At 42.9% G+C, this 14,964-nt stretch carries 13 protein-coding genes; 8 read left to right on the top strand and 5 right to left on the bottom strand.

What is annotated here, in order from left to right; all coding sequences use genetic code 11:
* Window positions 1–20: 20 nt before the first annotated feature.
* The 4 genes from CLV57_RS05970 (at window position 21) to CLV57_RS05955 (ending at window position 5,501) form a co-directional block, all read left to right on the top strand.
* Entirely contained in the window at window positions 21–2,477 is a 2,457-nt protein-coding gene (locus CLV57_RS05970; protein ID WP_100340402.1) for an outer membrane beta-barrel family protein, read from the top strand.
* 159 nt (window positions 2,478–2,636) lie between these two features.
* Window positions 2,637–3,365 (top strand): tRNA pseudouridine(55) synthase TruB, encoded by a 729-nt coding sequence (gene truB, locus CLV57_RS05965; RefSeq protein WP_100340401.1) that lies wholly within the window; start codon window positions 2,637–2,639, stop codon window positions 3,363–3,365.
* A gap of 45 nt (window positions 3,366–3,410) precedes the next feature.
* Complete coding sequence (locus CLV57_RS05960; protein WP_100340400.1) at window positions 3,411–4,343, top strand: bifunctional riboflavin kinase/FAD synthetase; 933 nt, start codon at window positions 3,411–3,413, stop codon at window positions 4,341–4,343.
* Between the two features lie 111 nt (window positions 4,344–4,454).
* Window positions 4,455–5,501 carry a DUF2157 domain-containing protein gene (locus CLV57_RS05955; RefSeq protein ID WP_100340399.1) on the top strand — a complete coding sequence of 349 codons (1,047 nt, stop codon included), beginning with the start codon at window positions 4,455–4,457 and terminating at the stop codon, window positions 5,499–5,501.
* Here CLV57_RS05955 and CLV57_RS05950 read toward each other — a convergent pair.
* Window positions 5,498–6,151, bottom strand: coding sequence for a LysE family translocator (locus tag CLV57_RS05950; RefSeq protein ID WP_100340398.1), 654 nt, complete (start codon window positions 6,149–6,151; stop codon window positions 5,498–5,500). The genes CLV57_RS05955 and CLV57_RS05950 overlap by 4 nt on opposite strands.
* 131 nt (window positions 6,152–6,282) lie before the next feature.
* Between CLV57_RS05950 and CLV57_RS05945 the strand changes: the two genes are divergently transcribed.
* Entirely contained in the window at window positions 6,283–6,756 is a 474-nt protein-coding gene (locus CLV57_RS05945) for an ABC transporter substrate-binding protein (RefSeq protein WP_100340397.1), read from the top strand.
* Between the two features lie 56 nt (window positions 6,757–6,812).
* Here the strand turns inward: CLV57_RS05945 and CLV57_RS05940 are convergent, their stop codons facing one another.
* From CLV57_RS05940 to CLV57_RS05925, 4 genes are all read right to left on the bottom strand, one after another.
* Window positions 6,813–8,888 (bottom strand): TonB-dependent receptor, encoded by a 2,076-nt coding sequence (locus CLV57_RS05940; protein ID WP_100340396.1) that lies wholly within the window; start codon window positions 8,886–8,888, stop codon window positions 6,813–6,815.
* 113 nt (window positions 8,889–9,001) lie between these two features.
* Window positions 9,002–10,318: a PQQ-dependent sugar dehydrogenase gene (locus tag CLV57_RS05935; RefSeq protein ID WP_100340395.1), complete on the bottom strand. Its 1,317-nt coding sequence runs from the start codon at window positions 10,316–10,318 to the stop codon at window positions 9,002–9,004.
* Between the two features lie 73 nt (window positions 10,319–10,391).
* Window positions 10,392–11,696, bottom strand: coding sequence for a porin family protein (locus CLV57_RS05930; protein WP_100340394.1), 1,305 nt, complete (start codon window positions 11,694–11,696; stop codon window positions 10,392–10,394).
* A 52-nt stretch (window positions 11,697–11,748) separates the two neighbouring features.
* Complete coding sequence (locus CLV57_RS05925; RefSeq protein ID WP_100340393.1) at window positions 11,749–12,270, bottom strand: NADPH-dependent FMN reductase; 522 nt, start codon at window positions 12,268–12,270, stop codon at window positions 11,749–11,751.
* A gap of 243 nt (window positions 12,271–12,513) precedes the next feature.
* Between CLV57_RS05925 and CLV57_RS05920 the strand changes: the two genes are divergently transcribed.
* The 3 genes from CLV57_RS05920 to CLV57_RS05910 are packed head-to-tail and all read left to right on the top strand — an operon-like array spanning window position 12,514 to window position 14,938.
* Entirely contained in the window at window positions 12,514–13,323 is an 810-nt protein-coding gene (locus tag CLV57_RS05920; protein ID WP_100340392.1) for a ParA family protein, read from the top strand.
* Window positions 13,324–14,253 carry a ParB/RepB/Spo0J family partition protein gene (locus tag CLV57_RS05915; RefSeq protein WP_100340391.1) on the top strand — a complete coding sequence of 310 codons (930 nt, stop codon included), beginning with the start codon at window positions 13,324–13,326 and terminating at the stop codon, window positions 14,251–14,253.
* Between the two features lies 1 nt (window position 14,254).
* Window positions 14,255–14,938 carry a DUF5683 domain-containing protein gene (locus CLV57_RS05910; RefSeq protein ID WP_100340390.1) on the top strand — a complete coding sequence of 228 codons (684 nt, stop codon included), beginning with the start codon at window positions 14,255–14,257 and terminating at the stop codon, window positions 14,936–14,938.
* Window positions 14,939–14,964 lie beyond the last annotated feature (26 nt).

Here is a 14,964-nt window from a genome sequence, read left to right as displayed (position 1 = left end):
GCAGCCTAATCCATTTACTTATGAGCTCAAAAATTATCGCTTTTTTAAGCGCCTGGCTTTGCTTTGCTCTCAATTTTGCCGCAGCCCAAACTACTCCCGGCAAAATAGCAGGCCGGGTAAATGAGCCTACCGGCGAACCGGCAATAGCTGCAACAGTTAAACTGCTCAAACAACAAGGGTCAACGGCTGCAGCCAGCATGCAAACAGATATTAACGGCAGGTTTGTTTTTAACGATGTTAAGCCCGGCGATTTTGTAGTTGAAGTTACAGCCGTTGGTTACGCAACCTACCGCAGCGCTCTGATCAGAATAACCACCTCGTCGGGCGTTGCGAACCTGCCTGTTATCACACTGCAAAAATCTGATGTGAAACTGGATGAAGTTAACATAACCGCCGAGCGGGATGTGATAGAGCAGAAAGTTGACCGCACGGTGGTAAACATTGGTTCGTCTATAAGCTCAACCGGTGCCAGCGCCTTAGAGGTTTTGGAGAAAATGCCCGGCGTGTTAATAGACCAGAGCGGCAACATCACTTTTAAAGGCAAAACAGGTATTATGGTGATGATAGATGATAAGCCGACCTATCTATCAGGCGATAACCTGGCTAACTACCTGCGCTCTATCCCGGCGTCGCAATTGGCTCAGATAGAACTGATGCCCAACCCACCTGCCCGGTATGATGCCGCGGGCAATGCAGGTATTATCAATATCAAAACCAAAAAATCTAACAAAGTTGGTTTTAACGGCACCATCAATGCTTCGGCGGGTAAGGCTGCTTACCCGTTCACCAATGAGAGTTTATCATTGAACTATAGAAAGGGTAAATTCAACTTTTTCGCTAACGCGGCATTCAATCTGCAAAACTATTACCGCCGGCTTGACCTTAACCGGAGATACTTTGATAATGCAGGCGCTCAAACAGGCAGTTATACAGAGGAAGCATACTTTCGCTCAAAATCCAAAAACGGCAATGTTAAGTTAGGACTTGATTATGACCTGTCTGCTAAAACTACTTTAGGTATAGTATTATCCGGAAACCTTACAATTGGCCGCACGCCAAACCCGGTTACAAGTATATTAAGAAACGCTGCAGGCAATGTAGACTCAACTATTATAGCGGATAACAACACGTGGAATAACAATAAGAACGGCGGCATTAATTTCAACGTGCTGCACCGGTTTGACAGCCTGGGCCGGTCGTTAAGTATTGACCTTAATTACCTTGGATATAATAACCGCAGCCGACAAATTTTTCAAAATACGTCTTTTGACAAATTTGGAGTGCCATCGGCAGGGCAGCATATTATTGACACCTTGCCCACCCGAATCAACATTTATACAGCAAAGGTAGATTATTCTCATCCCCTAAAAAATAAAGCTATTTTTTCTGCCGGTGTTAAAACCAGCTATGTAAACACAGATAATGCTGCGCGCTACTATAATATCAGCAATAGCGGTGCGCAAACTGTTGATATTGGCCGTACCAATCAGTTTTTGTACAAGGAGGCTATACAGGCCGCGTACCTTAATTTTAACAAAGAGTGGAGCAGGCTATCATTTCAAACCGGCTTGCGAATGGAATACACTGATGCGCGCGGGCATCAGCTGGCCAAAACTAAAGGGGCCGACTCATCCTTTGTAAACAAGTATTTGAGCCTGTTTCCAACAGTATACCTGCAATATAAATTAGATACCACCGGAAAACATGCCATTAATGCCTCGTTTGGCAGGCGCATTGACCGCCCGGGTTATCAGGATCTGAACCCGTTTGTTGTGGTGTTAGACAAATACAGCGCGTTTGTGGGTAATCCGTTTCTGCGCCCGCAATACTCCAACAATTACGCGCTTAATTATACTTACAAAAAACTACTTACAGTGGGCCTATTATATGCAATCACCAGTAACTTCCAGGTAGAGCATGATTATCAGGACGGTGATATTTTTTATGCCAGTTCTATTAACCTGGGTAAAACCATCTCAAAAGGCATAAACGCCAATCTTACCTGGTCGCCTGCCAAATGGTGGAATTTTAGTTTGTACGCCCAACTTTATCGTAACAGCTATGAGGGGCAGCTTAAAAACTCCTACCTTACATCGGCACGCACATTTTTTTACAGCACTACCACCAGTCAGTTTACCTTTGGCAAAGGCTGGAGCGGCGAGTTGACCGCGTTTTATCAAACACGTAATGTTTGGGGACAGTTTGCCAGTCTGGAGCGCAAACAGGTTAACATTGGTTTGCAAAAAAAGATATTAAATAACAAAGGCGCTATAAAGCTAAGCGCGAGGGATATCTTCAGAAGCAACTTTTCAGCCGGCGAAATCACCAACTTGGGCAACATGAAAGCTACCTATCGTAACGATAATGCCAACCGTAATGTGGTGATAGGTTTTAGCTACAATTTCGGCTCCAAACCAGCAACGCAAAGAACACGGGAAACCGGGGCGGAAACAGAAGCCGGCAGAGCGAAAAATTAGTGTTCTGAACATTGATCTATAAGATTTGAGGATTTGCTTGATCAACCACCTGCGGATTTTGCACATAGACGCTTAAGCAACAAGGTGAATAATCATGTAAATCCTTTAATCTTGTAAATCAAGGTCAGATAATTACCTTTGCACATTATTTAAAATAGTGTGAACGAGACCGAGATCAAGGAAAAAGTATTTGATTTTGCTGCCGGCGAATTATTGCTGGTTAACAAACCTTACAAATGGACCAGCTTTGATGTGGTTGGCAAAATACGTAACTCCTTTAAACCTCTTAAATTAAAGGTGGGCCATGCCGGCACGCTTGACCCATTGGCCACCGGCCTGCTTATTATCTGCACCGGCAAAATGACCAAGCAGATCGATTCCTTTCAGGCGGAGGAAAAAGAATATACCGGCACCATGGTATTGGGTGCCACTACCCCATCATACGATATGGAGACGGAAGTGGACCAAACATTTAACATTGACGCATTAACTGAAGAACAGATCCACGCTGCCTGTGCTCAGTTTATGGGCGACATTCAGCAATACCCACCGGCACATTCCGCAGTAAAAATTGATGGCGAGCGCTTATACGAAAAAGCCCGCAGAGGCGAAGATGTTGAGTTGCGCCTGCGTAACGTCACCATAACCGAGTTTGAAATAACCCGCGTTGAACTGCCCGAGGTTGACTTCAGGGTGGTTTGCAGCAAAGGCACCTATATCCGGTCGTTAGTGAATGATTTTGGTAAGGCACTTAATAATGGCGCTTACCTGTCAAGGTTAAGACGCACCCGCAGCGGCAATTTCAAGGTTGATAACGCATGGGAAGTGATGGAACTGGTGAACATGATAAGAGCGCAAAAAAGTGATACCGAATTATTGACTAAGTGATGTACAATTCGCCTTTTACCTTTCAGCTTTAACCTTTTACCTCAAATGAAAGTCTACCACCATATAAACGATTTTACGCCGGTTAAAAACGCGGTTGTTACCATTGGCACCTTCGATGGTGTACACGTTGGTCACCGTAAAATAATTGCGCAGATAAAAGAACTGGCAGATGCAGTAGGCGGCGAAACGGTTATACTGACTTTCTTCCCTCACCCACGGATGATCTTGAATCCGGAGGATGAAAGCCTTAAACTCATCACTACCATCAATGAAAAGGCCAAACTGCTGGAGCAACTGGGCGTTGACCATTTGATCATTACCCCTTTCTCGCGCGACTTCTCTAACCAAAGCGCAGAAGATTACATACGTGATGTACTGGTTAAGAAAATTGGCACCAGTAAAATTGTTATAGGTTACGACCACCGCTTTGGCAAAGACAGACAAGGCGGCTTAACCGATCTGCTTAAACTGGCACCCGTTTATGGTTTTGAGGTAATAGAAATTACAGAGCAGGATATTAATGATGTTGCGGTTAGTTCTACCCGCATCCGCGAAGCTTTGGCAGCAGGTAATTTTGAACTGGCTAATGCCTGCCTGGGGTACCCATTTTTTATCACCGGCAAAGTAATGCGTGGCGACAGGATAGGTACGCAAATAGGCTTCCCTACTGCCAATATTGCTATTGAGGAACAATATAAACTCATACCCGGCGATGGTATTTTTGCGGTAAAGGTTTTAGTTAAAGGTGAAACTTTTACCGGAATGGCTTACATAGGTTCGCGCCCAACAGTTAACGGGCATACACGTAATATTGAGGTTAATCTGTTTGATTTTAACCAGGATATTTACGGCGAGACCATCCGCATGGAATTTTACCACTACGTGCGCGGCGATATGAAGCTGAACGGTTTAGATGAACTTAAAGCTCGTATTGCCATGGATAAGGAAGATATTTTGGCCTACTTCAACAAACATTAGCGAGCATCGCTACTCCCTAAAAAGCGTTCGAAGGGCTTGATAATGAATTTCATCTTTGCTTCATCAAAACCTTTTACTTTGTGCTTAAGTTGAATTTATTAACAGCTACCAATGACCAAATTAAAAATAGACAGGCAGGAAAGCGAATTTTTAAACGAAGCTATTTCGCGTTGGGAAAAAGACGGTTTGCTTGATGCCGATAAAGCCGCGGAGCTGCGTAATTCTTATGAAGTGAAAGGCTTCGACTGGATGCGTTTGGCTAAATATTCTTTTTGGATAGCGCTGATATGCGGCGGGGTATCATTCACCTTTCTGATAGTTAATGACGCAGTGGTGAACTGGCTGAAAAACCTTTACTACACACCCGATATTGTAATAAGTATAATCTCCGGCGCAGCGGCGGCATTTCTATTTTACTGGGGCCGTCGTCGTGAAAAACTATATCCCGAAAAGGTTTTCAGTAACGAAGCGGTTGTATTTACCGGTGTATTATTTACCGCCTGTTGCATTGCCTACCTCGGCAAAACCTTTGATAACGGCTCGAGGCATTACTCCGTTCTATTCCTGCTATCGGTTTTTGTGTATGGTTTTCTGGCCTGGCGCATGCAATCTAAACTTATCTGGCTGTTCGCGCTGGTATCGTTAGGAAGTTGGTTCGGCACCGAAACAGGCTACCAAACCCGCTGGAGCGATTACTTTTTGGGAATGAACTATCCGCTGCGCTTTGTGGTATTCGGGTTAATTTTAGTGGCGGCTTGCCAGCTATTGCGTAACAAAAAGTGGTTTGCCTGCTTTTGGGAGCATACTTATGTGGTTGGCTTGCTTTATCTGTTCCTTTCCCTTTGGATGCTCAGCATATTCGGCAACTATGGCAACCTTGACGCATGGTATAACATCAAACAGATAACGGTCCTTTATTGGGGAGTTATATCGGTTTTATTTTCGGGTGGGTTCCTGCTTTACGGGTTGAAACGAAGTGATAATATAGCGAGGGAATTTGGCATTACATTCCTCATCATATTCATCTATACCAAATACTTTGAATACTTCTGGGACAATATCAACAAGGCTGTATTCTTCGCCATCTTAGCCGCATCGTTTTGGCTGATAGGCAGAAAAGCTGAGAAAATATGGAATTTGAAAAGTAAGGCTGCTTAGTTGCTGTGAGCGGTTTGTTGTGTTGCCGGTTTTGGTTTAACAGCCAGATAAACCCTTTTACCCAAATGATACGCTGCAAAGCTAAAAAATAGTACGGCAACCGCCGTATTGATCAATCGGGTACTCAACGCGAATTTATTCTGAATATAGCGCGCAAATTCCGCATATAAAAACAGGCACAAAAATGAACCGAATGCGGAACCCAAACTAAAAACTATCAGTTCCACGGTACCATCCAAAATCCACTCATGTGTAATCAAGTAAGTGCCGCAGATCATCCAAAAAGGCACCTGCATTGGGTTAATTAGCCCAAGCAACAAACCATATTTTATACTGGCATGGTTGGAGTATTTGGTTTTAGGCGGCTTGTTACGACTTAACCAGGTTATTATGCCAAGGGTTAGAAACAAGGCAAACATCACCCAGTCTATCAACACATCCAGATGCACCTGTTCAGACAGCCATTTAGCTGCGTGCATAATGCAAAATGTGAAGAAAAACTCAACTATAGAGAAAGCCGTGATGAAACGCAGCGCTTCTTTAAAGCCGCGGTTAATGGTGATGCGTACTAATGTAAGGTTAATATTTCCCGGTGGTACATAGCCAATAAAATTGGCTATCAAACCCAGGAAAAATGTAAGTACGATCATGGTGTAAAAATCGGATGCGGTTTAAATAATTAGGTAATGCACAAATGTGCACAACATGTTTTTAAGTTAAAATTATCAATGTATAAATTTATAATTATCTGCACCTTTGCCCTGCAAAATACAATAAATACATGGCTGAGCTAACCGAGTACGAACGCGAGAGATTAGAATTAATTGAGCATAAATTAAAGTTTATCAGCGAAAAACCGCTTGTGGCCTGCATAAACGGAAAGTTTGATGTTCAGCATGCCGATTTTCAGGTTAATCAGCTAATTGAACTGGCGGGTGGTAAAGCATTATTGTTTGCCGAAGGGCAGCAGGCTCATGATGCTGTAGTTGAACAGAACGCTGATCTACTGATCATTTTACCCGAAGGTGGGTCCGCCTTGAGTGCGATGGCATTGGTACCCGATTTTTTGAGCCAACCCGGATTTAGTGACATAAATGCCATTAAAGGCAACCGCGTTTACATTATTGATGCCGATATTTTTAATGATGAAGACATGCACAAGGTTGATAAAGTTGAACTGTTGGCAGAGATCATCTATCCTAAACAATTCATCTTTGGTTATGAAGGCCGGGGATGGATCAAGTTTGGTTTATAAATATTATTAAACAGCAAGAGCCCCGCAATTGCGGGGCTCTTGCTGTTTAAGGGCAATTAAAATATCACATTCATTCCGCCATAATAGTTACGTGGCGGCGATGGATTGAAGTAACGGTTTCCAACCGGGTTAATGTCATTGCCTAAACCGTAAGCTTTATTTAAAATATTATCTGCTCCGGCAAAAAGCTCTAACCTGGCTTTGCCGGATATTTTATATTGCCAACCTAAGCGCGCCTGCAGCAAATCATAAGGCGCTGAATAAACCGTATTAGCATCATTTAACGGGATATAGCTGGTACGGTTATATTGTATAAAAGCGTAAAGCGATGCCGGGAACCTTACCTGCGCGCTTGGTACCAGTACATGCTGAGGTACGCCTGTTAACCAGTTGCCGGTATAATCGGCGGCGCCGGTGCTGTAGTTACCAAATTTAAAGCGACTGCGGGTATATGACAGGTTCAACTGCAAACCACGTATAAAATCATAATCTTTTTGTTTGATCACCCACCAGGTTGCATACGCTTCAATGCCCAACTGCTTGGTTTCGCCGCCATTAAAAAATGTAGCTGTCTCGCCGGGGTTGTTGCGCAATACAATTGCATTCTGCAAATGATAGTAATAGATAGATGCATCTATCAGCAAGCTTTCATCTTTAGTGCGGAACCTGAAACCCGACTCGTAGTTCCAGCCCTGTTGCGGTTGCAAGGCAGTGTTAACCACATTGTCTGTAGAGCGGATCTCGGCAGTAGTAGGTGTTGAATACCCTTTGCTGACAGAAGCTCTCCACACAAAATCATTGGTAATGTTGTAGGATAGCGCTACCCGCGGCATAAACTGCTCATTAAATGTGCGTTTAGTGAATGCCGCTTGATTGGCAGGGAACATATTGCGGAAGTTGTAGCTATAAAAGTTCAAACTTGCCGCAGCCTCTGCATGCAACTTACCAAAAAAGGTAGCTTCATAACGTGCGAAGAAGAAATGCTGATCAGTGTTTACCTTATCTAAAGCTTGCGGGTTTCCTCTTACGCTTTTATTATTATCGTAGTTATTAATATCTGATTTGGTTAACTGCCACTCTAAACCCAAATCGGCCTTCCATTCAAAATTTGGCTTTTTATTACCGGTAAGTTCAAAGTACGACCGCATACCATAAGTTCCCTCATAACGCTGCTCCCAATTGGTAATGAATGGGTTAGAAAAGTCTACATAGCTACCGTAAACGGATAGTACATTGCGCAGATTATCTGTAATATGATACTCGTTAACTGCTCCCCCAAAAAGCATTTTTGTTGAAACGCGGATATCCTGCGTTACAGCACTTGGCAAAGTTGGTGTGGCGGGTCTTGATGCGCGTGGGTTTGCAGCCAGTTGTGCAGCTGTTAAGCCGCCAGGCGTTTGGTAATTCAGATCAGAATAGAGTCCCAATATTTTGATGCTGTTGTTACGACCATAACCAATTTTATCGCTCGCCTGAACAAAAAAGCGCGACATGTTGCTATGATCGCGGTAGCCGCCATATTTTTGGTAAGCCTGGCTTATATTGAACTGGTTGCGGCCTTTGGTTTGCTGCGTTGAAAAGTTTTGCTGAAACAACCCATACGAACCAAAGTTAACACCTGCTTTAACAAAGTTCTGGGTTGCGTTACGATTAACAGGGCTTATTAACACCACACCGCCCGAGTTGGCACCAAACAAACTGCCGTCAGGACCTTTTAAAATTTCAACCCCTTGTACAGCGTTAAAATCTAAAGCGTTAAGGTAAGTGTTACCGCCCGCGTCGGTAAGCGGTATCTCATCATAATAGATCTTAACATCGCGCACACCAAATGGCGAGCGCAGCAAGCTTCCACGTACAGATAAACGGTAACTGCCGGGTGAACGTTCTTCCATGCGGATACCGGGAACGGTGTTCATAGCAGGTACAAGTGTTGACGGCATTTGCATTTGCAACTGTGTAGGTGTAATTACCCCAACCGAAGCAGGTGTAGTTAGCATGGGCCTTTCAGAAAGGTAACCGCGAACAGTTAGCTCTTTAATGGTATCACTCTTGGCAACATCGGCATTGGTTTGCGCGTTGGCGGTCAAGCCAAACACCATGCCCGAAAACATAAATAGGTAGCGTTTTTTCACAATGTATAGATTTCTATTGGGAAGGGCAAAAATATACCTTTTGCCCGCCAATAGAAATCATAATACAGTAAGATATTGGATACATTGCCCATTAGGGCCTGTAAAACCACTAATTATTTAGGAAGCACACGCCAGATGCAATTGCCTACATCATCGGCAACCAGCAAGCTGCCGTCTTTTGCAACAGTTACACCAACAGGCCTGCCATGCACATCTTTTTTACCTTGCTGAACAATAAAGCCGGTTAAAAAATCTTCGGGTATACCGGGTTTTCCATTAGTGAAGGGCACAAAAACCACTTTATATCCTGATAACTGTGAGCGATTCCATGAACCATGCTGACCAACAAAAGCTCCGTTCTGGTATTTCGCAGGAAATTTTTTGCCTGTGTAAAAAGTCAGTCCGAGCGAGGCGGTATGTGCACCCAAAGCAACATCGGGTACTATTGCACGATCAACTAACCCTTTATCTACAGGGCCTTTGTAAGATGGATCGGCATGCGGACCATAATAAGCCAGCGGCCAGCCATAAAAGCCACCTTCCTTAACGCTGGTCAAATAATCTGGCACCAATTCGTCGCCCAGTTCATCGCGTTCATTAACGGCTGTCCACAAAGTGCCGGTTCCGGGTTGGAAAGACATGCCTACCGGGTTACGCAAACCACCTGCATAAACACGCTTACCGCTGCCATCCGGGTTGATCTCTAAAATGGCCGCGCGATTAACCTCTTCCTGCAAACCGTGCTCGGCAACATTACTTGCAGACCCTACCGAAATGTAGATCTTGGTGCCATTTGCGTTGGCTATAAGGTTACGTGTCCAGTGGTTATTATATCCCCCCGCGGGTAAATCTGTTATTTTTGTTCCCTTACCTGTAATTTTGGTATCGCCGGTTTTATAAGGGAAACGCCACAAGCCATCTGTATTAGCTACATAGAACCAGTTGTTTAAAATTAGCATACCAAATGGCTTATTAAGTCCGGTTAAGAAAACTATTCTTGTATCGGCGTTGCCATCTCCGTTTTCATCCCTTAACAATATTATGCGATTGGCGCTTTCGGTTAATTTCTGTGATTTACTTTTCCCGATCAGATCGGCACCAATTTTCTTCAAGCCGCTAACTTCGGTATTGGCTTCTGCAACAAAAACATCGCCATTGGGGCCAATATAAATGTTGCGGGGGTTATCAAGTGCGCCTGCAAACTTTTCTACTTTAAAACCTGAAGGTGCAACAGGAGTTACGTTTTTGGGCCAGCCAACCACATTGCTGTTTAATGTGGTAGACTTTGTTTGATATGGCGCTGGCAAGTTAATTTTTTGTCCGCTGCGCGTGCTTACGGTAACCGCTTTGGAGGGGTCTGGTTTTTTATTCTGCCCTATGCATGCTGATGTGGCAAAAACAGCGCAGAGTATAAGTGCTTTACTTTTCATAGATAGTTAGATGTTTATTAGCTAACTATGAAAAAGTAATGATTGTTTTAATTCTGCTTGTTAGCCGCTGTATTTACTTACCGCCGAAAAAGTAATTAACTCCTAAACGGTAAAAAGAAATATCGAAGCCATAATTTGGATAGTTAGTTATTAAAACAGGCACGTGATAACCAAAATATACACTGAATTTATTATCCAATTCAATGCCGGTACTCGCGGTTACTGCTGTGGTCATGGTTCTGTATAGCAGCGCCCTGTTTGTTCCACCATCAGATACATTGTTCGAATAATTTCTGGAGGAGTATTTATTGTTGTTGTATGACCAAAAGCCAAGCTCAGCGCCGCCAGAAACGAAAAATTTAAAGCTCTTTTTATTAAAGATGTTATAAACAAGCTGTGGGTTTAAACCTACGGTAACCTGGTTAATGGTCATTTCATCCTCAAAACGAATTTCATTAATGTATTGGAGATAGGTTGAGGTTGATGATGCACTTACTTTGCTTACAGTTAAACTCGCTTCGGCTCTAAGCAGGAGCTTACCCACATTTTTATTGAGGTAAAAATCAACACCGCCGGCAATAGTTGGCGCAACAGACTGACTTTTGGACCCCTTATCAAACAAGTTCTCAATATAAGAAGTTCGCTGATTGCCAAAAAATGATGCCCTCACCATGTTAGCGGCCGCGCCAATGTAGAACCTATGTCCGCCAAGGCTTTCGGCAGAAATTTTATAGCCGGTAACACCGCCATTTAATTTTGAAACTATATCCTCAATATCCTTTGATTTATAGGCCGTCCTGTTTATTCTATCCTCAAGTGAGGCATCACCGGACTGAAATTTAATTGCGTACGAGAGGAGTTGTTGTATGTAGTAATTATATTCTCTTATTTTATCGGTTTGTTTAATATCCAGATACACATATTGTTTCAACTCAACAGGTGCCAGGTTTTTTTCGGCAATAAAATATCTGAGTTTTATTTTGTCGAGATAGCTATACAGGCTTACATTTTTACCGCTTGTAATCAGCCTTAAAAATACATTGTCTGTTAAATTGGTTGAATCTATACCCACGCTTAGGTCGGCCAGATCTACCGCACCCTTTGTAATAGGGCCGCTGTAACTGCGGTAATGATCAAGCATATCCGCGCCAAAAGCTTTTATATCTACAGCAGTAAATTGTTTGGCTGCCTCTTCGGCACTTGCTTTAAAGCTTACACGCTGAGGGTTTTCACGCCATTCTCGGTAGTCAATAAGTCCACGGGTGGTATCTCCGTTAAGGCTAACAATATAGCCGGGCTTGAAGTTGCTTTGAGCATTTACGTTGGTAACTAAAAAAAGCGTAACAATTGTTACCAATGCCGAAGTGAGGTATTTCATATTAATTGCGATCTGCGTTTAAGCCGAGCAAAAATAAAAAAATACCTTAACTTTAAAACTGCACAAACTTGTGTATCTGCTCGTTGGTAAATTTCACGGTATCTTCCTTAAACAGATCGCCGTTTTGATCAAACTCAGTTCTGATATTGGGTATATGCAGTTTCAACGGCATTACATGCAGGTGCATGTAGTGGCAAACCCCGGTGAAGTGGTCTATGCCGCGTATATTGCCGTACTTGCCCGATGAGTGGCCCACCAATGCTGCCTTTTTATCATAAAAGCTTTGCGGGAAAGCGCACATATCTATAAAAAACTTCAAAATGCCCGGGAAACTGCCGTTGTATTCAGGTATAATGAATATAAACTTTTGCGTAGCCGAAACGCGTTCCTGTATATTAGCGAAAGCCTCATTTGGCTTACCATACAAACTGGTTTCGATCAAATTACCCGGTAACTGTGCCATTGAAAGTATATCAGCTTCAACACCTTTTTCGCGAAGTTTTTTTTGGTAGTAAACAGCCAGCTTTTGTGTTGAACTGCCCGGGCGATTGGTAGAAGATATAATGGTGATCATTTTTTTAATTATTGAATTACTGAATTATCGAATTTAGAATGATTTAAAATTTGTTCAATCAATAACTCAGTAAATCAATAATTCAAGCCTGTAAATGTTTGTAAATTGCCAAAACCTGTGGATTTTGCGTTGCTTTAAATCCGTATCTTAGCGCCTGCTTAAAAAAGTTTTATCGAAGGTAGAAATTTATATCTCTATTTGTCGTTGTTATAACCACTGTTTACACAAATTTGAATATCTGTAATGAGTAAAATAATTGCTTTAGCCAACCAGAAGGGCGGTGTGGGTAAAACTACATCATCAATTAACCTGGCGGCAAGCCTTGCTGTATTAGAGTATAAAACCTTACTGGTTGATGCCGACCCCCAAGCTAACTCAACATCGGGTATAGGGTTTGACCCCCGCAATGTTAAAAACAGCATTTACGAATGTATAATTAACCAGGTTGATCCGCATGAGGCTATTATTAAAACCGAAACGCCTAATCTTGACCTGCTGCCTGCTCACATAGACCTTGTTGGTGCAGAAATTGAGATGATCAACATGGATAACCGCGAGTATCAGATGCGCGAGGTTTTTGCAAAGGTTAAAGATGAATATGATTTTATTATTATTGATTGTTCGCCATCATTAGGTTTGATCACCGTTAACGCCTTAACCGCTGCCGATTCTGTTATTATACCTGTACAGTGCGAGTACTTTGCGTTAGAGGGTTTGGGCAAATTGTTAAACACGGTTAAAATTGTTCAAAACCGTCTTAATACCAATTTAAAAATTGAAGGCATTTTATTAACCATGTATGATGTTAGGCTGCGCCTTTCAAACCAGGTGGTTGAAGAGGTACGCACCCACTTTGAAGACATGGTGTTTGAAACCATTATACAGCGTAATACCCGGTTAAGCGAGGCGCCAAGCTTTGGTTTATCAGTAATTATGCATGATGCCAACTCAAAGGGCGCCATAAATTACTTGAACCTTGCGCGTGAAATACTGCGTAAAAACGGATTAATAGGAGAACCTGTTCAACAAAATACAACCGAAACCGCCCGATAGATGAGTGCTGAGAAAAGAAGAGCTTTAGGAAAAGGGTTAAGCGCACTGCTTAATGACAGCGACGATGTACTACCCTACAAAAGAAATAATGATACCAATACTGTTGCGCCTGCTGCCTCAACAAACGGTACCGGCAACAGCGCCGGCTCGGTAAACGAGATCAGGATTGATGAAATTGAGGTTAACCCTTTTCAGCCGCGTACAGATTTTGACGAAATAGCCTTAGGCGAACTGGCAGACTCCATTAAACTGCAGGGCCTTATACAACCTATTACACTTAGAAAAGTAAGTGCGCACAACTACCAGTTGATTTCGGGCGAGCGCAGGTTACGTGCTTCAAAAATTGCAGGCTTAACAACAATACCGGCTTATGTACGCACCGCTAATGACCAGCAGATGCTGGAGATGGCGCTTATTGAGAACATTCAGCGCGAAAACCTGAATGCTATTGAGGTAGCACTGAGTTTTCAGCGCATGCTGGATGAGTTAAACCTTAAACAGGAAGAACTTGGCGATCGCGTCAGCAAAAACAGGTCAACCGTTAATAACTACCTGCGTTTACTGAAGCTGCCTCCTGCTATACAGGTTGCCATAAGAGACGGAGCATTAAGCATGGGCCACGCGCGTGCATTAATTACCATTGATGACCCGGCACAGCAACTGTATATTTTTAAACAGATCATTCAGCAAGGTTTGTCTGTACGTAAGGTAGAGGAGATAGTTAGAGAACTGCAACGTACCAAACCAAGAAAAGAAGGCAAACAACCTGAACCAATATCTTTCCAGGTGCAAAAAATACAGGATGACCTTGCATCCAAATTCAGTTCAAAGGTAAGGTTAAAAGTTAATGCTCAGGGCAATGGAACAATTGAAATTCCGTTTCTTTCTGAAGAAGACCTTAACCGCATTTTAGAAATGCTTGACTGGTAACATGCTCAAACAATTTGTATTTTTTTTAGTATTTATTGGCCTTTCAAGTGCAGGAATGGCGCAAAGGCCTGATTTTAGCCCGCCTAAAACCAAGGCCGACAGCGTAAAAATGCGCCGCGACTCGCTACGTTCAAAAGCGTTTGCGCCAAGCGTGGTTGACGAAAAAATTTACCATCCTGATAGCACACACAGTCCGCGTAAAGCAGTGATGCACTCGCTTATGATACCCGGCTGGGGGCAAGTGTATAATAAAAAATGGTGGAAAGTGCCTATTGTTTACGGCGGCCTGGGATTGATTGGCTGGATGTATGCTTTTAATCAAAGTTATTATACTGAGAATTTAACCATAGCGCGGTACCGACGTGAAGGGAAGGTACCAAAAGCAGGCGACCCATATTACGAAACCTATCAAAAATATGCCACGTATGGTTTTTCAGACCAGGCTATAAATGATGCGGTAAGAGGTTACAGGCGTTACAGGGATTTGAGCGTGTTGCTTTTTGCCGGCATGTGGGGCCTGCAAATTATTGACGCTTATATTGATGCCAAGTTTATCCACTCCTACACAATGGATAATAACCTGTCATTTAAAATCAGTCCGCAGTTATTGACGGTGCCAATGTATGCTTATGATGTACAAAGCGCTTATTCTCCCGGTTTAAAAGTTACCTTTACATTCAGATAAATATCACCAATTAAAAATCGCCTTTT

Origin of the sequence: Mucilaginibacter auburnensis (genome assembly GCF_002797815.1) — a bacterium.
Taxonomy (GTDB): domain Bacteria; phylum Bacteroidota; class Bacteroidia; order Sphingobacteriales; family Sphingobacteriaceae; genus Mucilaginibacter; species Mucilaginibacter auburnensis.
This window is presented reverse-complemented; position numbering and strand designations above follow the sequence as displayed.